This is a genomic window from Winogradskya humida, from assembly GCF_016862215.1.
Classification (GTDB): Bacteria; Actinomycetota; Actinomycetes; order Mycobacteriales; family Micromonosporaceae; genus Actinoplanes; species Actinoplanes humidus.
Genome location: NZ_BOMN01000027.1, coordinates 108,078 through 127,808 on the forward strand (window position 1 = coordinate 108,078; position 19,731 = coordinate 127,808).

Annotated in this window: 21 protein-coding genes and 4 tRNA genes; 5 read left to right on the top strand and 20 right to left on the bottom strand. The window is 68.2% G+C overall.

What is annotated here, in order from left to right:
• Positions 1–56 precede the first annotated feature (56 nt).
• The 10 genes from nusG to Ahu01nite_RS11355 form a co-directional block, all read right to left on the bottom strand.
• Positions 57–869, bottom strand: coding sequence for a transcription termination/antitermination protein NusG (gene nusG, locus Ahu01nite_RS11310; RefSeq protein ID WP_239158773.1), 813 nt, complete (start codon positions 867–869; stop codon positions 57–59).
• A gap of 27 nt (positions 870–896) precedes the next feature.
• Entirely contained in the window at positions 897–1,277 is a 381-nt protein-coding gene (gene secE, locus Ahu01nite_RS11315) for a preprotein translocase subunit SecE (protein ID WP_203836418.1), read from the bottom strand.
• 115 nt (positions 1,278–1,392) lie between these two features.
• A tRNA-Trp gene (locus tag Ahu01nite_RS11320) sits at positions 1,393–1,465 on the bottom strand.
• Between the two features lie 161 nt (positions 1,466–1,626).
• Positions 1,627–2,022: a MaoC family dehydratase gene (locus Ahu01nite_RS11325; RefSeq protein WP_203836419.1), complete on the bottom strand. Its 396-nt coding sequence runs from the start codon at positions 2,020–2,022 to the stop codon at positions 1,627–1,629.
• A gap of 2 nt (positions 2,023–2,024) precedes the next feature.
• On the bottom strand, positions 2,025–2,471 hold the full coding sequence (locus Ahu01nite_RS11330) for a MaoC family dehydratase N-terminal domain-containing protein (RefSeq protein ID WP_203836420.1): 447 nt from the start codon (positions 2,469–2,471) through the stop codon (positions 2,025–2,027).
• Positions 2,472–2,563: 92 nt separating this feature from the next.
• Positions 2,564–2,731 carry a 50S ribosomal protein L33 gene (gene rpmG, locus Ahu01nite_RS11335; protein ID WP_067495822.1) on the bottom strand — a complete coding sequence of 56 codons (168 nt, stop codon included), beginning with the start codon at positions 2,729–2,731 and terminating at the stop codon, positions 2,564–2,566.
• A gap of 127 nt (positions 2,732–2,858) precedes the next feature.
• Positions 2,859–2,931: transfer RNA gene (locus Ahu01nite_RS11340), tRNA-Met, on the bottom strand.
• A 46-nt stretch (positions 2,932–2,977) separates the two neighbouring features.
• A tRNA-Thr gene (locus Ahu01nite_RS11345) sits at positions 2,978–3,053 on the bottom strand.
• Between the two features lie 105 nt (positions 3,054–3,158).
• Positions 3,159–5,687 carry a putative bifunctional diguanylate cyclase/phosphodiesterase gene (locus tag Ahu01nite_RS11350; protein WP_203836421.1) on the bottom strand — a complete coding sequence of 843 codons (2,529 nt, stop codon included), beginning with the start codon at positions 5,685–5,687 and terminating at the stop codon, positions 3,159–3,161.
• A 57-nt stretch (positions 5,688–5,744) separates the two neighbouring features.
• On the bottom strand, positions 5,745–5,900 hold the full coding sequence (locus Ahu01nite_RS11355; protein ID WP_203836422.1) for a hypothetical protein: 156 nt from the start codon (positions 5,898–5,900) through the stop codon (positions 5,745–5,747).
• A 259-nt stretch (positions 5,901–6,159) separates the two neighbouring features.
• On the opposite strand from Ahu01nite_RS11355, the gene Ahu01nite_RS11360 reads away from it, so the two are divergent.
• On the top strand, positions 6,160–6,558 hold the full coding sequence (locus Ahu01nite_RS11360; RefSeq protein ID WP_203836423.1) for a hypothetical protein: 399 nt from the start codon (positions 6,160–6,162) through the stop codon (positions 6,556–6,558).
• Here the strand turns inward: Ahu01nite_RS11360 and Ahu01nite_RS11365 are convergent.
• Both Ahu01nite_RS11365 and Ahu01nite_RS11370 read right to left on the bottom strand, forming a co-directional pair.
• Positions 6,545–7,408 carry a sulfurtransferase gene (locus tag Ahu01nite_RS11365; RefSeq protein ID WP_203836424.1) on the bottom strand — a complete coding sequence of 288 codons (864 nt, stop codon included), beginning with the start codon at positions 7,406–7,408 and terminating at the stop codon, positions 6,545–6,547. The two genes, Ahu01nite_RS11360 and Ahu01nite_RS11365, sit on opposite strands and share 14 nt — an antisense overlap.
• 11 nt (positions 7,409–7,419) lie before the next feature.
• Positions 7,420–7,914: a YajQ family cyclic di-GMP-binding protein gene (locus Ahu01nite_RS11370; protein WP_203836425.1), complete on the bottom strand. Its 495-nt coding sequence runs from the start codon at positions 7,912–7,914 to the stop codon at positions 7,420–7,422.
• A gap of 150 nt (positions 7,915–8,064) precedes the next feature.
• Here Ahu01nite_RS11370 and Ahu01nite_RS11375 point away from each other — a divergent pair.
• A tRNA-Tyr gene (locus Ahu01nite_RS11375) sits at positions 8,065–8,145 on the top strand.
• Between the two features lie 282 nt (positions 8,146–8,427).
• Here Ahu01nite_RS11375 and Ahu01nite_RS11380 read toward each other — a convergent pair.
• Together Ahu01nite_RS11380 and Ahu01nite_RS11385 are read right to left on the bottom strand one after the other, a co-directional pair.
• Positions 8,428–9,096, bottom strand: a complete 669-nt coding sequence (locus Ahu01nite_RS11380) for a DUF6082 family protein (RefSeq protein ID WP_203836426.1) — start codon at positions 9,094–9,096, stop codon at positions 8,428–8,430.
• Positions 9,097–9,376: 280 nt separating this feature from the next.
• Positions 9,377–11,074: a hypothetical protein gene (locus tag Ahu01nite_RS11385; RefSeq protein ID WP_203836427.1), complete on the bottom strand. Its 1,698-nt coding sequence runs from the start codon at positions 11,072–11,074 to the stop codon at positions 9,377–9,379.
• A gap of 38 nt (positions 11,075–11,112) precedes the next feature.
• Here Ahu01nite_RS11385 and Ahu01nite_RS11390 point away from each other — a divergent pair, with 38 nt between their 5' ends.
• The gene (locus Ahu01nite_RS11390) at positions 11,113–11,928 is read left to right on the top strand and encodes a tetratricopeptide repeat protein (RefSeq protein WP_203836428.1); all 816 of its coding nucleotides are present in this window, start codon (positions 11,113–11,115) and stop codon (positions 11,926–11,928) included.
• On the opposite strand, the gene Ahu01nite_RS11395 is transcribed toward Ahu01nite_RS11390, so the two are convergent.
• The gene (locus Ahu01nite_RS11395; RefSeq protein ID WP_203836429.1) at positions 11,854–13,074 is read right to left on the bottom strand and encodes an MFS transporter; all 1,221 of its coding nucleotides are present in this window, start codon (positions 13,072–13,074) and stop codon (positions 11,854–11,856) included. The two genes, Ahu01nite_RS11390 and Ahu01nite_RS11395, sit on opposite strands and share 75 nt — an antisense overlap.
• A gap of 102 nt (positions 13,075–13,176) precedes the next feature.
• Here Ahu01nite_RS11395 and Ahu01nite_RS11400 point away from each other — a divergent pair, with 102 nt between their 5' ends.
• The gene (locus tag Ahu01nite_RS11400) at positions 13,177–13,980 is read left to right on the top strand and encodes a helix-turn-helix transcriptional regulator (RefSeq protein WP_203836430.1); all 804 of its coding nucleotides are present in this window, start codon (positions 13,177–13,179) and stop codon (positions 13,978–13,980) included.
• Here the strand turns inward: Ahu01nite_RS11400 and Ahu01nite_RS11405 are convergent.
• From Ahu01nite_RS11405 to Ahu01nite_RS11420, 4 genes are read right to left on the bottom strand one after another with little or no spacing between them, the layout of a single operon-like run.
• Entirely contained in the window at positions 13,977–14,654 is a 678-nt protein-coding gene (locus tag Ahu01nite_RS11405; protein WP_203836431.1) for an MOSC domain-containing protein, read from the bottom strand. The two genes, Ahu01nite_RS11400 and Ahu01nite_RS11405, sit on opposite strands and share 4 nt — an antisense overlap.
• Complete coding sequence (locus Ahu01nite_RS11410; protein WP_203836432.1) at positions 14,651–15,460, bottom strand: GNAT family N-acetyltransferase; 810 nt, start codon at positions 15,458–15,460, stop codon at positions 14,651–14,653. The genes Ahu01nite_RS11405 and Ahu01nite_RS11410 overlap by 4 nt, the downstream gene beginning before the upstream one ends.
• A gap of 42 nt (positions 15,461–15,502) precedes the next feature.
• Positions 15,503–16,513, bottom strand: coding sequence for an LLM class flavin-dependent oxidoreductase (locus Ahu01nite_RS11415; protein WP_203836433.1), 1,011 nt, complete (start codon positions 16,511–16,513; stop codon positions 15,503–15,505).
• The gene (locus Ahu01nite_RS11420; RefSeq protein WP_203836434.1) at positions 16,485–17,066 is read right to left on the bottom strand and encodes a TetR family transcriptional regulator; all 582 of its coding nucleotides are present in this window, start codon (positions 17,064–17,066) and stop codon (positions 16,485–16,487) included. The genes Ahu01nite_RS11415 and Ahu01nite_RS11420 overlap by 29 nt, the downstream gene beginning before the upstream one ends.
• Positions 17,067–17,167: 101 nt before the next feature.
• Between Ahu01nite_RS11420 and Ahu01nite_RS11425 the strand changes: the two genes are divergently transcribed.
• A complete protein-coding gene (locus tag Ahu01nite_RS11425) occupies positions 17,168–19,267 on the top strand; it encodes an acyltransferase family protein (protein ID WP_239158774.1) in 2,100 nt (699 codons plus the stop codon).
• On the opposite strand, the gene Ahu01nite_RS11430 is transcribed toward Ahu01nite_RS11425, so the two are convergent.
• On the bottom strand, positions 19,251–19,703 hold the full coding sequence (locus tag Ahu01nite_RS11430) for a DUF1707 SHOCT-like domain-containing protein (RefSeq protein ID WP_203836435.1): 453 nt from the start codon (positions 19,701–19,703) through the stop codon (positions 19,251–19,253). The genes Ahu01nite_RS11425 and Ahu01nite_RS11430 overlap by 17 nt on opposite strands.
• Positions 19,704–19,731: the final 28 nt, after the last annotated feature.

Consider the following 19,731-nt stretch of genomic DNA (forward strand, 5'->3'; position numbering starts at 1 on the left):
CTTTTACTCCTGTGGTAGATGGCGGGGCTGGAGAGCCCCTCCCACGACGAACCAGGTCAGATCTTGGCGACCTGGTTGAAGTTCAGCTCGACCGGGGTCTCCCGGCCGAAGATGGACACCAGCACCTTCAACTTCTGCTGGTCGGCATTGATTTCCGAGATGGAGGCCGGCAGCGAGGCGAACGCGCCGTCGGTCACGGTGACCGAGTCGCCGACCTCGAAGTCGAGGACCCTGATCTCGGGCTTCGCCTTCTTCTCCTCCGCCACGACGGCCGGTGCCAGCCACTTCAGCACCTCGTCGAGCGAGAGCGGAGCCGGGCGGTCGACGCGGTCGGTCGCCCCGACGAAGCCGGTCACACCGGGCGTGTTGCGCACACAGGAGTAGGACTCAGGGCTGAGGTCCATCCGGACCAGGATGTAGCCGGGGAAGACCTTGGCCTGCACCTGGTTGCGCTTGCCGTTCTTGACCTCGACCTCTTCGCGGGTCGGCACCTCGACCTGGAAGATGAAATCCTCCATGTCGAGGCTCGTGATCCGGGTCTCGAGGTTGGTCTTGACCTTGTTCTCGTAGCCGGCGTAGGAGTGCACGACGTACCAGTCGCCCGGCGCGTAACGCAGCTTCTGACGCAGCTCGGCCACGGGGTCGTAGTTCTCGTCAACGTCGGGAGCGACCTCGTCCTCGGCCTCGGCGGCCTCGTCCTCGGTGGCACCGTCCTCGACAGCCTCGTCCGAATCGATGGCCTCGGCGGCCTCGGCGGGCTCAGTGGCGGCCTCGACCGACTCGGCGTCGCCCGCCGTGGCCACCGAGGACTGCTCGTCGGCGGCGGAGCCCTTCTCCAGGGCGGCGGTCTCGTCGTCGTACTCAGGCACGCTTGCTCACTTCCGTAACTATCAGCTTCAGTTGCCGAACGACGCCAGGATGGCCTTGCCGAACCCGTAGTCCAGAACGGCCACGATCGTGGTCATCACAGTGACGAAGGCGATGACCACGCCCGTGTAGGTCAGCAATTCCTTACGCGTCGGCCAGATGACCTTACGCAGCTCACCGACAACCTCGCGGAAGAAACCACCGAAGCGTCCACTGCGCCGGGATTCCTTCTTCGGCTTGCTCTTGTCGGAGCTCTCGGCGTCGGAAGTCTCGTTGCGCTCAGCGGTCCCGCCGCCGACGGCCACCGGCTCGTCGTCCGCGACGACGTCATCCGCAACAACGGAGTCGTCGAACGCCTCGTCGTCGCCGGGGCGGTCAGCGTCGTCACCGGGTCGCTTACTCTCGGCCACTTCGCCCTCTTCCGTCATCGGTCGGTGGTGGTTCCTGGGCACCTGACGCGGCGCCTAGGTCGTACCGGCGGCCCGCGCCGGGCGGTCCGCCGCCGGGCCGATACGGGTCGGTGCGCAGGGGTGACAGGACTTGAACCTGCAGCCTGCGGTTTTGGAGACCGCTGCTCTGCCAATTGAGCTACACCCCTATGTGCGGCTGCTCAGCCTGCTCCCCGAACGTTTTCACACACGGAAGGCAGGGACGATTAGCCCCACGGCGAACCAGTGTACGGGTAGAGAGCCGGGTTGCCCAACCCGGCCCACCCACGCCTCACGCTGAGCCTTCCCGCAGCGGAAAACCCAGGCCAAATCACCTTTTACGGATCACAGCCTTGCCCAGCGACAAAACCTTGACCCCATCGCAGGTCGCAACGACGTCAATCTTGGTCAGCCCGTCGTCGGTGACTTCCTTGATCACGCCGGTCACGACGACCTCGGTGCCCTCATCGGTGTCGGGCACGGGGACCGGGCGGGCGAAGCGCACGCCGTACTCCACGACCGCGTCAGGGGCACCGGCCCACGTGGACACGGCCCGGCCGGCGAGCGCCATCGTGAACATGCCGTGGGCGATCACACCGGGCAGGCCGACGCTCTGCGCGATCCGCTCGCTCCAGTGGATCGTGTTGAAGTCGCCGGACGCACCCGCGTAGCGGATCAGGTCGGCGCGGGTCACCTGGAAAGTTTGGGGCGGCAGCTGCTCAGCCATGATCAGCCCTCTCCACGCTGGACAAGCTTGGACCAGACCGAGACGACGGCCTCGCCGGCCTCGGTGGTGACGTCGGTGCGGGTGGTGATGAACTCGTGGCCGCCCCGCGAGATGATCTCCTCGACGGTGTTCACGCAGACGAGAGCATCACCCGCGACCACCGGACGGGTGTACGCGAACCGCTGGTCCCCGTGCACGACCCGGCTGTAGTCGATGCCGAGATCGGGGTCGGCGATGACCTGCCGGTTGGCGGCCATCGTGATCACGACGGGGAACGTCGGCGGGGCCACGACGTCCGGATAGCCGGCGGCACGCGCGGCCTCGGGGTCGTGATATTCGGCGTCGGTGGCGCCGATCGCGGTGGCGAACTCGCGGATCTTCTCGCGGCCCACCTGGTAGGGCTCGGTGGCCGGCCAGCTGCGGCCGACGAAGGACTGGTCCAAGGGCATGCGCCGAAACTACCTTGAAACACTGGTCGTGCAGAAATACGAAAATGGCGGCTACCCGTCGCCGGGTGCCGCCATTTCGGTGTTGCTACAGGTCAGCGCGTTTCGCGGTGCAGGGTGTGCTTCCCGTCCCGGGGGCAGAACTTCTTCAGCTCGATGCGGTCCGGGTCGTTACGGCGGTTCTTGCGCGTGATGTAGTTGCGCTCCTTGCACTCCGTACACGCCAAGGTGATCTTGGGACGGACGTCGGTCGCCTTGGCCACGGCGGGGTGCCTTCCTGCTCACGGGATTCACTACGACATGTGAGAGTAACTGCTTGCCACTCGGACATGCAAAACGCCGGACATTCGTCCGGTTTCGTACATCAATTCGGAGGTGAACCCGAACCAGTAGCGGTGGCCGGACTTGAACCGGCGACACAGCGATTATGAGCCGCTTGCTCTACCATCTGAGCTACACCGCCGCGCCAGGCTGAAATACCGCGCCTGAGGGCGGATCACGAACCCGGGTGGAGCCCCCTTACGGAATCGAACCGTAGACCTTCTCCTTACCATGGAGACGCTCTGCCGACTGAGCTAAGGGGGCGCGCTCGCGCGATATCTCGCTTGTTGCGCAGACAGAAGCTTACACAACTCCGCTCCCGAGGTGAAATCGGTATCCCGGCGCGGCGAAACCGCACGTCAGAGCGGGTCAGCCAACCGCACGCAGCCGCCGAACCTCGCCGGTCGGGGTCTCCTCGGGCTCGGTCTGGGCGCTGAGCCACATGTTCAGCCGCTCCACCGGTAGCGGCCGGCTGAAGAAGTAGCCCTGCCCGATCTCGCAACCGAGCTCAGCGAGCAGGTCCAGGGTCAGCTCGCTCTCGACACCCTCGGCCACCACGGTCAGGCCGAACTCCCGCGAGAGACCGATCACAGCCCGCACGATGGCCAGGTCTCCCGAGTCGGTCGCCATGCCCTGCACGAAGCTGTCGTCGATCTTCACCTCGTGCACGGGCAGCTGACGCAGGTAGGAGAGCGACGAGGCACCCGTACCGAAATCGTCCACCGAGAGCCGCACACCCAGATCTCGCAGTCGGTAGAGCGTGGGCAGCGCCCGCTCGATCTCGCCGAGCATGCCCGGCTCGGAGATCTCGAACGTCACCTGGCTCGCCGGCACCTGATAGCGCAGCAGCAACCCGTTGACCTGGTCCACGAAGCGGGGGTCCAGCAGGGTGCGGGCCGACAGGTTGACCGCGATGGAGAGCGGGCGGCCGGCGTCGGCCCACTCACGGCAGTGCCGCAGCCCCGCGGTCAGGATGACCTCGGTGAGCCGGTGCAGCTGTCCGGTGTGCTCCGCGACGGCCACGAAGTCCTCCGGGGAAACCTCGCCGTGTGCCGGGTGCTGCCAGCGGGCCAGGCACTCCACCCCGATGAGGTGCCGATCCTGGATGGACACCTTCGGCTGGAAGTGGACCTCCAGCTCGCCGGAGTCCAGGGCGCGGCGCAGGTCGGCCGCCAGCCCCAGGCGGCGGACCGCTCGGGACTCCAGGGCCGGATGGAAGAGCTGTACGCCGTACGGAAGCGCCTTGGCCGCGTTGGAGGCGAGCTCAGCACGCCGCAGCAGGGCCTCGGGGTCGTCGCCGTGGTCCGGATGCACCGAGACACCCGCCGCGGTGTCCACATCGAGCGTGAGCGTCCCCACGGCCATCGGGCCACGTAGCTGCTCGCGCATCTCGGTGGCGAGCCGTACGGCCTCCTCCGTGCTCTCGGCCCGCAGCGTGACAACGAACTCGTCGCCGCCGATCCGCCCGACCAGCGCACCCGCCCCGGCGATCCCCCGCAGCCGCTCGGCCACCTCGGCGAGAAGCTTGTCGCCGTTGGCGTGCCCCATCGACTCGTTCACGTCACGCAGACCGTCGACGTCGAAGAGCATGACCGCGACGACCTCGCCGGGCGCACGCACCTTGACGGACTCCGCGAGCGCGTCGGTGATCCGGCGCCGGTTGGGCAGCGACGTCAGCCGATCGTGGTAGGCGTCGTAGCGCAGCCGCCCGACCAGCCGGGAATTCTCCACCGCGACGGCCACATGGGCCGCGATGGTCTCGAGCACCTGCACGTCGGCGTCGCGGAAGCTGAGTGCGTCACCGAGCCGGTTGATGACCTCCAGGCTGCCCACCGTCGTCTGCCCGGAGCGCAGCGGCACCACCACGACGTCCTTGACCCCGCTCTCCCGCAGATAGGGACGCAGGTGCGGGGTGGCGGGGAAGCGGCTGCCGACCGAGACCGTCCGGCCGGTCTTGACGGCCTGCTCCCGCACGGGTGCCGGGGTCGGCGAGATGTCCAGCAGCCCCTTGCCGTCCACTCGGGAGGTCAGCAGCACCTCGGGGTGCAGTCCCTGGTCGGCCAGCCACAGCGTCGCGAACTCGGCGCGCATGAGTTTGCGGACGGGGCTGAGCAGCACGTCGGGGAGGCTGCCGTCGTTGCCTTCCTCGCGCATCGCCCGGGTGAGCTCGTAGACCTCGGTCAGGGTCCGGTGCTGGCGGAAGAATTCGGAGAACGAGCGGAGCACCAGCGCGAGAGCGAGCAGGAGCACGCCCAGCGGGACCGCCGCCCACCAGGTCGCGTCGAGTGCCACGAGGAAGACGAGCCCGACGACGATGTTGATGGCCGCGGTGATGAGGGTCTGTGAGCCGGCCCGCAGGGCTTCCTGCCCCGCCCGCAGATCCTGGACCACAGTGATCACGCCGGCGTAGGAGAGCCAGCTGACGACGGAGCTGGTGGCGACCGCGGCGGCGAGAATCCCCCAGGTGCCGGGCCCGGCATGATGAATCTCGGGCAGGCAGGACACCACCACGAGCGCAGCGGCCGTACGCGCTGCGGATTTCGCCACGTTGTACGCGGTCTTGGTCGCGTCCATCCTCGACCACAGCTGCGTGATCAGGCTCGCGATCGTCTGCGCCAGGATGACCGTCACCGGCGACAGGAAGTAGATCGCCAGAATGAGGGGTATCTCATTCAGGACGACGAGAAGCACCTGCTGGCGCACGACCACGTTGAAGACGCTGACGTGCGCGACCACGAAGGCCGCCGTGAGCAGCAGGCCCCAGGCCCACTCATGCCACCAGCCGGCCCCGTGCAGCCAGTAGACGATCAGGCTGATCGTGGCGAAGAGCGCAAGTGGACTGGTGACCAGCCACGCGTACTGCGGAGATCCCCCGCGCGTAGATGATCGTCCGGCCACAGCGCGCTCCTCGTCATCGAACCGTTTGGCGCTACTGCCTCATGAACGGTGGTCCGGTCAGCCCCAGTCGATGTCAACGAGCTGGACCTGAACCGATGCCGTGGCAGAACCCCCGGCGGCATGCTGGGCGGAGACCGCTGCGGCACTGCCGCCGGCGAGCGCCACGAGCATGAAAACCAAGCCGGCGAAGCGGCCCAGCTTCCTTGCAGACATGTTGGCTCCTAGAACAAGAAAAGTGCTTCGGGCGGGGGGTTTCATGATGGTGCCACACGGGCTGTCCGTCAGACAGCGCCCAACGGCGGGTCGAGGCCGCATCTCCGGAAATCTTGGCTGAACGGCTGAGGTGTTCACGCGTATCCAAGCCGCAAAATTGACGGCTTTGAGCCCGATTTAATGGCAGATGTGAGGGCAATTCACCTGGTCCTCGTCAGGTCAGCTTGACGTCAGGAGTACTTGACGTGAGAGTGAAGACATGACTACTCCTGACGAACTGGAGCAACAACACACGCTCTCCACCGCAACAACGCGTTATGACGAGCTTCGGATGCGCGACGCGCTGGCGGCGATGACCGGGGACGAGGACACCGAGACCCTCTCCCGGAGCGAATCACTGGAGTTGCTCGCGCTCAGCGAAGTCGTCATCCGCAAGGCCGGATATGGCCGGCAGGCGATGGTTCGCACCGCGAGGGGCGCCGGGGCGTCGTGGACGCAGATCGGCGCGGCCCTGGGGACGAGCAAGCAGTCGGCATGGGAGACCCACAACCGCTGGATCGAGGACCAGGCCCGCCAGCACGAGCTGACGGGCCATCAGGGCTTCGACCCCGGCGAGGCGGACACGGCGCGCGGACTGGCCGGGCCTAATCCCCGATAGCCGCAGGGCGGGCAGTATCCCCGGTAGCCGCAGGGCGGGCAGTATCCCCGGTAGCCGCAGGCTGGTCGGTCGCGCTGTATTGCGACCACGAACCCGGGTAGAGACGCCCGGCTCCGAGCCCGGCGTGCTCCAAAGCGATCAGGTTGTGGCAGGCCGTGACGCCGGAGCCGCAGTAGGAGATGACATCGCTGCCCTTCACGACCCCGACCTCGGCGAAACGCTCACGCAGCCGCTCCACCGGCAGGAAACGCCCCGACTCGTCGAGATTCTCCCGGCAGGCGAGATTGCGGGCGCCCGGAATATGCCCCGGCCGCGGATCGACCGGCTCGACCTCACCACGGAACCGGGCGCCATCGCGGGCATCCAGCACGACACCGGGGCCGGCCGCGGCCTCTTCCAAGGTCGCGATCCGCTCCTGCGGCCAGGGCCTGGGAGCAAAATCAGCGGGGCTGCGGGTGGGTGGTCCGCTCACCAGACTTCCCTTGTACGCGCTGAGCCCGCCATCCAGCAGCGCCGCATCGTGCCCCGTGACCCGCAACATCCACACGAGCCGGGCCGCGATCACGCCGCCGGCGTCGTCGTACGCGATGACGGTGTCCTGGTCCCCGATGCCCGCGGCTGCCATACCCTCCGCGAAGACCCCGGGGTCCGGAAGCGGATGCCGGCCCTCGGCGGGTGACCCGTGGGCGGCGAGCCACCGATCCAGGTCGATGAAGACCGCACCCGGCAGATGCCCCTTCACGTACGCCTCACGCCCGGACCGCCCGTCCAGGTACCACCGCACGTCGGCGAGAACGACCCGGTCCCCGCGCTCGCGCACCCATTGCAGGTCGACGACCGGATCGATCACGAACGCACCCCTTACCGGTAGTTGATGAACTGCAGCGCGACGCCGAAGTCCTCCTGCTTGAGCAGCGCGATCACGGCCTGCAGATCGTCCCGCTTCTTACCGGTGACGCGCAGCTGATCGCCCTGGATCTGCGCCTGAACGCCCTTGGGGCCCTCGTCGCGGATCTTCTTGCTGATGACCTTCGCCTTGTCCGTCTCGATCCCCTCGACGACCTTGCAGTCGATCTTGTAGGTCTTCCCGGACTGCCGCGGCTCGCCGGCGTCGAGCGCCTTCAGCGAGATGTTCCGCTTGATGAGCTTCTCCTTGTAGACGTCCAGCGCGGCGGAGGCCCGCTCCTCGGTCTCGGAGGTGATGGTGACCCCGTTCTCCCCCGACTTGTCGATCGTCGTCCCGGTCCCCCGGAAGTCGAACCGGGTCCCGAGCTCCTTCTCCGTCTGGTGGAACGCGTTGTCCACCTCCTGGCCGTCGACCTTGCTCACGATGTCGAACGACGGGCTGGCTGCCATGATCAGACTCCAACTGCTGGGCCACGAATCGATGTCCACGAGGACCGCCACAGGGCCCCCGACATGCCGACCGTACCCGGTTGCGGAACCACCCGTCGCTACAGCTATTCTGTTGTCCGCTGTTGAGGGAGACTGAAGCAGCGATGCCCAGGCGGGTTGCCCGAGCGGCCAATGGGAGCGGACTGTAAATCCGTCGGGAAACCTTCGCAGGTTCGAATCCTGCACCCGCCACAGGCAAGGAGAACGGCCCCGGTAGCTGCGGAAACGCACTCCGGGGCCGTTCTCGTTGGGCCCGGCACGGCCTGAGTGAATCTGGCCCCTACCAAGGCCTGCAAGAGCATCACGGGAACACCTTGAGGCGACCGCTCCCCCACCCGCCAGTCTGGCCACCGTTGACCCATCTATCGCGATCCGGTCACCGCCGCCGGGCGCTCCATGTCCGCCATCGATGAGATCGTGAAACTTGTCGGACACCGGCAATCCGTCGTCGCGTCCTCTGGTCCAGCCATCCCTCTAGAGGTCCCCTGCATACCCCTCCGCAGCACTGGCTGGATCAGATTTTGCATCAACGCGATTGTCACCCGCCTCGCTCATAGTTCGGTCACGCTCGTCGATTCGCGCACTGATGGCATCCCTGTATGCCGCATGCGCAATCGCCATGAACGTTCTCCGCCGCCTGTCGGGGTCGGTACTCCATGTTGCGCCGCTCCTCGTCCACCAGTTGAGAGCGACTTCTTCTCCGAAGAGCTCATCGAAGTGCACCCGCGCCTCCAAGGCACCCATATCACTGGCATCCCAGAGCATCGCCCAGTACGAAACCCAGAGGTTGAAATAGGCAACCTGCCTCCTCTCAACCACTGTCCTACCCAGGGATGTCGGGAATATCAGACTTGGATCTTCGAGCCCTAGCTTCACGAGCTCGAAATGCCGCTCCCTAGTGGCCAGTAGCTGGGTCAGACGAACCTGGCGCCATTGGAGCAGTAACGAGACGGCGATCCCGCAGAAGGCGAGCCCTGACAGGATGGCAGAGATGCCGCCATACGCTTGGCCGACATCCGACAGCTCGCGCCACTCTTCAGCTTGACCTAAAAACGGCCTGATGATCCAAGGCGATACAACGATCGCACCGACGAGGCCAAGCGTCATTACTCCCGTAGCGAGAACGAATCGAACCATCTTCATAGGTTGATAGTGACTGCACGTGTCCAGTCCATCACTGAGAATTACACCAGCCGGATGTCGATCACGACGAAACCCCCCAAACTTACTTAAATCACATTAATGACTAAAAGTGCGAAGCGCCGCGGATAAAATCTAGATCGGCGAAGATCCGCAATAGCCCAGGTTCGATGCGCCGACCGGAACACGCTGGGAAACAGAAGCAGTATTCAGCCGCCGAAGGCGCACAGAACGTCCTCAGAGAGTTGTGAAACCGCACTCTCGAGGGCGTTTAGTCGTTCCCTCAGCGCAACAAGTACTGACTGCTCAGGGTCTGGGGGCGGTCGGAGACGGCGCGCAGGATCGCGATGCCCTTGACCGGTGGCTTCCACGTCGTGGTGTTGGGGGTCAGGGTGTAGGCGGCTGTGGCGTGCGGGGCCAGGGTTTCCGGGCCGGCTGAGATTTTCCAGTACTCGGAGATGTCGATATCGGTGGTCACGGCGAAGGCTGGGGCGACGGCCCGGGAGGACCGGTTCTCCACCTCGACGGTCAGTGTTTTGAAGGCCTGGCCGCGGGTGACGGGTGTGGTGACAGTCATGTCCAGGGGCTGCGGGGTGGCGATGGCGATCGCCAGGCAGGCCACGGTCGGCAGGAACAGGGCCACGGTTGCGGCTCGGGCGGCGCGGGCGGGGAGCCGGAAGTTGAAGCGGTAGGCGTCGGCGAAGTCGTCGCGGCCGGTGGTGAGGAGGGCGACGATCCACAGGGGCATGGTGAGGACCCAGTAGCCGTCCTGGGAGCGGGTGGAGACCATGAACACCAGCCAGGGCAGGACCACGGCGGCGGGGCCGACCGTGCGCAGGTTCAGCGCGTATGTGATCAACATCGCAACCAGCAGGACGTGGGAGGCGGTGCCGTAGAAGTCGAGCGCGCCGCTGCCGCCGATCAGGTAGTACGAGATGCCCATGATGCCCTGGCCGTGCGGGACGGCGTGTTGCAGCAGGGGCTCGAAGACCCCGGTCAGCCACGCGTGCGGGGACAGCACCAGGAACGGGGCGCTGGTCAGCACGAACGCGCCGAGCGCCACGAGCCCGTAACGCAGAACCACTCCGGCGGCCCGGCGCAGCGGGAGGTCGCCGAGGCGCAGCACCGCAATGCCGGTCACCAGGAACAGGGCCAGGAACCAGCCCAGTTGGTGGGTGGAGCAGGCCAGGCCGAGGGCGACCGCGCGCAGCAGCCCGTCGCGGCCGAGGCGCCCGCCACGACCGGTCGCGGTCCACTTCCACACCGCGAGACACAACAGCGGAAGAGCGATGAGCGACGGGTACGCGTTGTTCGCATAACTCGTCAGCGTGCCGAGCCCGAGCACCCCCACGGTCGCCACCGGCCGCAACGGGACCGGCGCCATCCGGAACAGCATGATCGCGGTGACGATCAGCGCGAACCAGGCCAGCACCACGACCGCCACACCGGACGGGAACACCCGCTGCAGCAAGGCGCTGACCTCGACGCCGAACGGCGGGTAGGCGAAGTCGAAGACGCCATCGCCGTTCATCAGCTGCGTGGGCAGCGCGACGGCGAGATCCGGCCAGGTCGCCAGGTACGGGTTGTGCCCCTCGGCCAGGGTGCGCGTGGCGTAGTCCATGAGGATGCCCTCGTCGACGCCGATCGTCTTCTCGCCGGTGATGCTGGGCCACGCGCCGATCAGCTTGATGACGATCGCCGTGCCGAGCACCAGCACGTCCACCCTGGCCAGCGCCCTGCCGGTGGACACGCACAGCGCCAGGATCGCGGCGATCAGCATCACGATGTAGCCGCCGGTCAGCACGAGCGCCAGACCCGGGCGGGGCAGCGCCTGCACGTTCCAGAACGTACGGGTGCCGACGACCAGGGCCATCACCGCGCAGAGGGTCAGACCGCGATGCAGCCACAGCGGCACCGGGTCCCGATCCGGTGTCAGGGCGGGGGTTTCCAGGACGTCATCGCCCACGGTCTGGTTCGGCACCGGCAGATCGTACAGACGCCATCGCCTATGGTGGCGCCGTGCGGGACACATTGAGCCAGGCGAAGGAACTTGTCGGCGATGGACGGTTCGCGGACGCCGTACAGCTGCTGGAAGGTCTGCTGGCGGAGCATCCGGAGGATGCCGTGGCGTGGCACCGCCTGGCCGGTGCGCTGATCGGCCTGGACCGCAACGAGGAAGCGGTCGCCGCGGCCGACCGGTCCATCGCCCTGGATCCGGCGGTCCCCGCGGCACATCGGATGCGGGCGCTGGCCCACCTCGGCCTCAAACAGTGGGCGGAGCTGCGGGCCGACGCCGGGCGGGCCCTCGCCCTGGACCCGGACGACGCCGAGGCCCTGACCCTGGCAGCCCAGGGCGAACTGGGCTGCGGCGCCGACCTGGGCGTGATCGAACCGCTCGTCACCCACGCCCGCCGGATCAACCCTGCCCACCCGGCCGTGGGAAGCCTGACGGCGCTGATCCGCAAGGCCCGGTTCCTGGCCGCCGGGGTGGCCTGTTTCATTGCCGCGCTCGCCCTGGCGCTCGGCTGGCTTGCGCTCGACCCGAGCGGCGACGGCGTGGCTCCCCACCTGATGTGGGCCCTGCTCGTCCTGATCGTGGCAGGCATGGCCGGCACCGCGGCGGGAAGCACGCCGGGGCTGCGGCAGGTGCCGCTGAGCCGCAAGGTCCTGGTGCTGTCAGCGGCAACCTCCGCCGTCGTGTCCGGCGCCACGACGGCAATCATCACCGGCGAGGCCACGGCAGGCCTGCTCGTCGCCGTCCTAGCCGTAATTCTCACTGTGCTGTTCCGCCTGCCGGGTCTGATTGCTCAGGCGCGCAACCAGAAGCAGCGGTAGCAGGCACAGCGCCGCGTTGACCGCTGTCGCCGTCCGGATCGCCGTGAGGACATCGGGGAGGACGACCGTCACGATCGCGGACATCGCCGGGATGCCCAGGGTGATGCCGAGCTGCTGGCTCAGGGTGGCCAGACCCGCCGCCAGGCCCTGCTCCCCGTCGGGCAGGCCGGAGGTCGCCGTCACGGTGAAGCCCACGATCGCGACGAGGTTGGCTACGCCACCCACGAACGTCGCCACCAGCAGGTACGGCAGCCAGGCGCGGGACTGGCCCAGGAGGACCAGCGAGATCGTCGCGAAGGCCTGGACGAGCAGGCCCAGCAGGATCGCGCGGGGTGCGTTGCCCAGGCGGGCGATCACCTTCGGGCCGAGGACACCGCCGAGGATGGTGCCGAGGCCCAGGACGGCGAAGGCCAGACCTGCCGTCAGCGGTGGATAGCCGAGGACTTCCTGCAGGTAGAGGGTCAGCAGGAAGACCAGGGACGTCTCGGTGGCGAAGGCCAGGAAGCCGGCCAGGTTGCCGACCGCGACCGTACGCCGCCGGAGCACCCGCACCAGCACGGCGCCGGGCAGGTCCAGGGCCGGGCGCCGGGCGGCACGAACGTCCGATGGCAGCACGAACGGACCCACGGCCAGCACCGCCACTGCCACGACGACGTTGACGAAGAACGCCCAGCGCCAGCTCAGCACGCCGGTGAGGACGCCACCGAGGATCGCGCCCGTGGTGAATCCCGCCGCCATCAGGGCGCCGTTGAGACCGAGGACACGGTCCCGGCGTGGGCCTTGCGGGAACGACGTCGTCAGCAGGGACAGCGACGCCGGGGTGATCGCCGCGGTGGCGAGACCCTGGGCGACACGGGCGGCCAGCAGCACAGCCGGAGTGGTGGCCAGACCACCCACCAGGGAGGAGACGCCGAGCAGCGCGATGCCGGCGAGAAACATGCGGCGCCGGCCGAACAGGTCCGCGGCCCGGCCGAACGGCAGCGTGAACCCCGCGGCGCTGAGGGCGAAGGCGGTGGCGATCCATTGCAGGCCGGAGAGGGAGAACCCCAGATCGGTGCCGATGACAGGTAAGGCCACGGTGAGGATCGAGAAGTCGACCGCCAGCGTGAAGCCGGCGGCCAGCAGGACCAGGGCGAGAGCGTTCATGGCACCCACCGTGGGCCGATCCCCCGGGGGCAGCCAGGACCGTGGTCTGACTAGTACTCGCAGGATCAGGCACGGTGACCGCGGACCGGGCACGATGGTGGCATGCGCGACGAGCTGGCCCATTTCCTGCGGACCCGGCGGTCCCGGGTGCGGCCCGAGGACGTCGGCCTGGTGTCGTACGGCGCCCGGCGGGTCCCCGGATTGCGGCGCGAGGAACTGGCCAGGCTCGCCGGGGTGAGCCCGATCTACTACACGCGGCTGGAGCAGGGGCAGAGCACGAACGCGTCCGAGTCGGTCATCGAGGCGATCGCCCGGGCATTGGTGCTGAGCGAGGACGAGCGGGCGTACCTGCATGAGATCGCCCGGCCGCGGCCGGTGGCGAAGAGCCGGACGACGACGGTCGAGGCGGGTGTCGAGCGGCTGATCACCGCCATGGGGGACGTGCCGGCTCTGGTGCTCGGGCGGCGTACCGAGGTGCTGGCCTGGAACGAGCTCGGGCATCTGCTCTTCGCCGGGCACTACGACCGCGACGCGCGGCCCAACCTGACCCGGATGCTGTTTCTCGATCCGCATACGCGGGAGCTGTATCGGCGCTGGGACGAGGAGGCCGCGCGGGCGGTGGCGTCGCTGCGCGTGATCGCCGGGAAGCACCCGGACGATCCGGCGATGGCCGCACTCGTCGGGGAGCTGACGATGAAGAGCCCAGAATTCGCGGCTTGCTGGGCGGGGCACCCGGTGCAGGTGTGCACCTCCGGGTCCAAGTACCTCCATCATCCCGTCGTCGGGGATGTCGACCTGGACTTCGAGGCGCTGCACCTGCCGGGGACGGACGGGCACCGCATCATCACGTATACGGCGGCCCCCGGCTCCTCCACGGAGGCCGCGCTCAGGCTGATCCGCTCCTAGATTTTGAGTTTGCGGCGGATCTCGGCGCGCAAACTTTCCGGCAGGCCCTCCAGATCGGCGAACTGGGCGAGCAGGTCGGGGGCGTGCATCCAGGCGTAGAAGCCTTCCGAGATGGTGACGCCGTGGTCCGGGCCGGCGATGACGCGGATCTCGTCGCCGGCCTGGACGTTGCCCGGGGTCAGGACGCGGAAGTAGGCGCCGGGGAGGTTCTGGTCGGCGAAGCGTTTCACCCAGCGGGGCTCGCCCATCTTGGCCTGGAAGGTGGAGCAGGGGACGCGGCCGAACGTGGTCTGCAGGACGAGGGTCTCGCCGATCTGCCAGGTTTCGCCGATCAGGGCGCCGTTGACGGTGATGCCCTCGGTGGTGAGGTTCTCGCCGAAGATGCCACCCGGGAGGGTCCGGCCCAGCTCCTTCTCCCACCAGTCGTAGTCCTCGCGGGCGTACGCGTAGACGGCCTGGTCGTCCCCGCCGTGGTTCTGGATGTCGAAGATCTGGTCGCCGGCGACACCGCTCGCGTGCTGCGGGCTGAGCGTGCCCTTGGCGCCGCCGGGTGCCGCGACCGCCACCGGATAGGTCACCGGCTGCTTGTTGATGCCGGTGGTGCCGACCCGCTTGGCGCTGCTCTGCTCCGGGACGGCGATGTTGACCTGCAGAACCCTGCCCGTGACGCTCATGACGTGAACTCCATCGTGGTCCGGTCCCACAGCGGGACGTAGCCGATCCGAGGGTAGAGGGCGTTGGCCGTGGGGTTGGCGAGGTCGGTGAAGAGCAACACCTCGGTGACGCCACCGTCCAGGAACAGCCGGGAGATGGCGTGTGTGGCCGCGGCGGCGTACCCGTGGGACCGGTTTTCTTTGGGGGTGTAGACCGCCTGGATGCGCACCATGCCGGAGTCGGGGCGGGTGGCACTGGCCATGGCAACCGGTTTGCCGTCGACTTCCCAGAACACATAGCCGCCGTACGCGATGCGGTCGTCGACGAACGCACCGATGTCGGTGATCTCGCCCACCTCGTGGAAGAACTCCCCGGTCCAGTCGAGCAGCACGGCCCGGTCGGCGGCGACCGCGACGCGGGCAGCGCCCACCGGCATCCGTGGCGGCAGCACCAGCGTGCCGAGCCGGAAGAGCCGCATGCGCTTCGACACGGACGCGGAACAGCCCGTGCGCCGCTGCCACTCGGCGGCGAATGCCTCGACAGCGGCCTCGGGGCCGGTCACTCCGGGCAGCGGGCCTTCGAGGGCGTCCGCCAGCGCGATCGCGGCGTCGGCGGGCATCGCCGACAGCAGCGCCGGGAAGGGCGGCGTGTGCAGGAACACCGCGTCCGCCGCCCAGCCGAATAGTGCGGAGCCCGTCCCGGTGCCACTGCGCCGGACCGACTCGGCGGCGGTGAGCAGGACGGTGTTCTCGACCGGGTTCTGCCGCAGGAAGTCACCGGCCGCGGCCAGGAACTCGTCGACGTTCTCAGTGATCTGCCAAGCCATCGCCCGATTGTCGTCCGTCCCGGGCGATTCGGCAGCCCGGTTTTACAACCCCCAGGCCTTGGCGATGCGGGCGAGCGAGTCCTTGCGCGTCTCCGGGTCGAACTGGGTGCCGGCCAGGATCAGCTCCTTGGCGCCGGTGCGTTCCACGAGCGTGTCGAGGGCGGCGACCACCTCGTCGGCGGTGCCTGCGTACTGCGTGCCGGGGAGCTGGGCGAGCAGGCCGCGTTCCAGGTCGGAGAGCTCGGTGGCGGCTGCAGTCTCCGGGGAGACGATCGGGCCGAGCCGCCCGGTGCGCAGGCTCAGCGCCATGATCCGGCTCGGTCCGGCGAGGAAGTCGGCCTCCTCGGTGGTGCCGGCGGCGATGACCGAGGCGCTGACCATGAGGTGCGGCTCGGGGAAGCGCGGGGACGGCTTGAAGTTCGTGAGATAGAGCCGGGCTGCGGTGTCCACGTCGGAACTCATCGCGAAGTGATATGCGTAACAGAAGGGCAGACCCAGCGCGGCGGCGACCTGAGCGCCGTACGTGGACGAGCCGAGCATCCACACCTCGGGGAACGTCTCCGGGAACGGCGTGGCCTGGAGCCGCTCGACACCCTTGGGCGTGACCCGGTCGTCGCCGAGCAGGGCCAGCACCATGGCGAGGTGGTCGGGGAACTGCTCGACGGTCAGGTGCGGGGAGACGCCGCGCAGGGCGGCGGCGGTGGCCTGGTCGGTGCCGGGCGCGCGGCCGATGCCGAGGTCGATCCGGCCCGGGTGCAGCGCCTCAAGCAGCGCGAACTGCTCGGCGACGACGAACGGCATGTGGTTGGGGAGCATCACGCCGCCCGAGCCGACCTTGATCCGGCCGGTGTTCGCGGCGAGGTGGGCGATCAGGACCGGCGGCGAGGTGGAGGCGACGGCCGGGGCGTTGTGGTGCTCGGCGACCCAGAACCGGGAGTAGCCCAGCTCGTCGGCGGTCTTGGCGATCTCGGTCGTCCCGCGCAGCGCGTCGGTGCTGTTGTGCCCCTCGCGCACGGTGGCGAGGTCAAGAACGGACAGGGGTACGCGACTCATCGGTCGTCCAATCCAGAGTGTCGAAGCCGGCCCGGATGAGGGCGTGCAGGCCGGTGATGCCGTCGTCGGGGGCCCAGTGCGGGCAGGCTGTGTTCAGAACCGTGCGCGCGGCGTTGATGGTGAGATCCAGCTGGAAGTCGGACAGATTCGAGGGAGCCCAGGCCCGGATCGCGTCCCAGAACCGGTCGGCCACCTCGCGGGAGCACCCGGCGAGCTCGGGCGAGGCGGCGCGCACCTGACGCTGCAGGATCATCCGCTCGGCGGTGGCGGTCGTGTAGCCGAGCAGCAGCTCACGCAGGGAGATCCAGAGCGGCTCCCCCGCCGGGCGCTCGGCCAGCAGCCGGTCCCAGAGCTCCGGGTCGCCGGGATCAGGGTCGAAGACGACCGACTCCTTGCCGGCGAAGTAGTTGAAGAACGTGCGGCGGGAGATGCCCGCGGCGGCCACGATGTCGTCGACGGAGACCGCGTCGAAGCCCCGCTCGGTCATCAGGCGCAGCGCGGTGCCGTGCACGAGGCGCCAGGTTTCGCGCTTCTTGAGCTCTCGCACGGTCATGCCCCCACGCTAGCTCTCTTGCACTCAGTGCAACTTGCACTTGGTGCATGAACTTCGCCACACGTACATCTGGCGTTAGGACGTGACTGATTCACTACCGCGTGTCCATCAGCTCTCCCTCCCGGACGACCATCCCCTCGCAGCGCGGCGACGGCCGGCAGCCTGGCGCTCACCTCGGCTTCCGCCCCGACATCGAGGGCCTGCGCGCGGTCGCAGTCGTTCTGGTGGTGCTCTCCCACGCCGGCGTCGCCCGGCTCGAGGGCGGCTACGTCGGCGTCGACGTCTTCTTCGTGATCTCCGGATTCCTGATCACCACGTTGCTGGTCAAGGAGCTCGGCCGCACAGGGACGATCTCGCTGACCAACTTCTACTCGCGGCGCGCCACCCGGCTGCTGCCCGCGTCGACGCTGGTCCTGGTCGCGACGCTGATCGGCAGCTGGTTATGGCTGCCGTCCACCCGCTTCGCCTCGATCGCGAAGGACGCGCTGTTCAGCACGTTCTACGGGATCAACTGGCGCCTGGCCGCGGAGGGCACCGACTACCTCAACGCGACCGCCGCGCCGTCCCCGCTGCAGCACCTGTGGTCCCTGGCTGTCGAGGAGCAGTTCTACTTCGTGTGGCCGCTGCTGCTCCTCGCCATCTGGGCGTGGCGGCGCAAGGCTGCCGGCGTTGCTCTGTCGGTGATCGTCGTGGTGTCGCTGGCTGTGAGCGTGCATCAGACGGCCACGGCGGCTCCGTGGGCCTACTTCGGGGCGCACACGCGGGCTTTTGAGCTGGCGATCGGGGCGCTTGTCGCGATCGGATCGGCCACTTTTGGGCGTACCCCGCGGATCTGGGCGTTGATGGTGACCTGGGGTGGTCTGGCCGCGATCGTCCTGGCCGCTGTCGTCTTCGACGACCACACCGCTTTCCCCGGCTATGCCGCATTGCTTCCGGTCCTGGGCACGGCCGCTGTCATTGCCGGGGGTACGTCCGGAGCTCGCGGGGGCGCGGGCCTGCTGCTCGGCACCAGGCCGTTCCAGGAGATCGGCAAGCTCTCGTACGGCTGGTACCTCTGGCACTGGCCGGTGCTGATGATCGGCCCGGCGGCCCTGGGGCGCACGCCGTCGCTGAAGCTCAACGCGGTGCTGGCGCTCGGTGCGCTCGTGCTGGCGTTCGCGTCGTACCACCTGGTCGAGAACCCGATCCGGAAGCGGCGTTCGTTGTTGCTGGGCCTGGCATTCTCCGCGTCGGCGGCAGCGATCTCCCTGATCGCGATGCAGTTCACCCCGCCGCTGCCGGTCGGACCGGCCGCGGCGCAGACCGCCGCCGAACTGTCGGCCGCGAGTGACCCGCAGGCCCGCCTCACCGAGCTGATCAAGGCGTCGGCCAAGCAGACGAAGGTGCCGTCGAACCTCACACCCGCGCTGAACGACGCGGGCGCGGACGTGCCCAGGATCTACGCCGACCAGTGCCACCTCAACTACGAGCCCGCCCACCAGGACCGGCCGTGCGTCTACGGCGACCCGAACGGCGCGAAGACGGTCTACCTGATCGGCGACTCGCACGCCGCGCACTGGTTCCCGGCGTTCGACCTCGCCGCCCAGCAGCGGGGGTGGAAGCTGGTCGCGCTGACCAAGAGCGCGTGCCAGGTGCCGTCGGTGCTGGTGTGGAACGTTCCGCTGAAGCGCCCGTACGCCGAATGCGTCACCTGGCGCGACCAGGTCTTCGACCGCATCCGCGCGGACAAGCCGGCCCTCGTGGTCATGTCCTCGAACGATCTCGACAACGGCGGCCTGATCGACGCGAACGGGAACAGGATCCCGACTTCGGGCCGTGACGACGACAAGCTGTGGGTCGACGGCTGGCAGAAGTCGTTCGACCGGCTCGGTCAGCCCGGCACCCAGCTCCTGCTGCTGCAGGACTCACCCTGGCCCAAGGGGACCGCGCCGGAATGCGTGGCCGCCCACGCCGACAAGGTCACCGACTGCAACCGGCCCCGCAACGGATCCATCGTGGAACCGGCCCGGCGCAACGCGGTCGCCGCGGCGGCGAAGGCCCGGGGCATCCGGGTGGTCAACCCGCTGAACTGGTTCTGCACGGCGACCTGCCCGGCGGTGATCGGCAACACGCTGGTCTTCAAGGACAACAGCCACCTGACCACGGCGTACGCCCGCGCGCTCGCGCCGTTGATCGCGCGGCAGGTTATCGGCGCTTCTTGATGTTCTGCACCCCGATCGTGGTGGCACCGAGGGCCACGCCGGGAACCAGGAGCCAGATGGGCCAGGGGTAGACGGCCTCCGCCGTGATCGCGACCAGGATCCAGACGACGACGTTGATCGCGGCGATCGAGCCGTAGATCGTCCAGAGCACCATCAACGCCGTCGGCAGCCTGCGGGCCGCCTTGCGCTCCTCGGCTAGGCGGCGGGCGTTGACCTCCTCGGCGCTGACCCCGGCCCGGGGCAGATCGTCCACCAGCACGAGCAGGTCGGCGTAGGTGCGTGCGGCGTACGCATCGCGCACCCGCTCGTCGTACTCGAGGAGTGACAGCCGGCCCTCGTCCAGCGCCGCCTTCAACTGCTCGGCGATCTTGTGGCGATCGGCGTCGGCCGCGCGCATCGATTCGACCTCTTGCTTGCGCACGACTTCCTTGGGCATGTAGGCAGGCTAATCGAGGGAGGGCTGC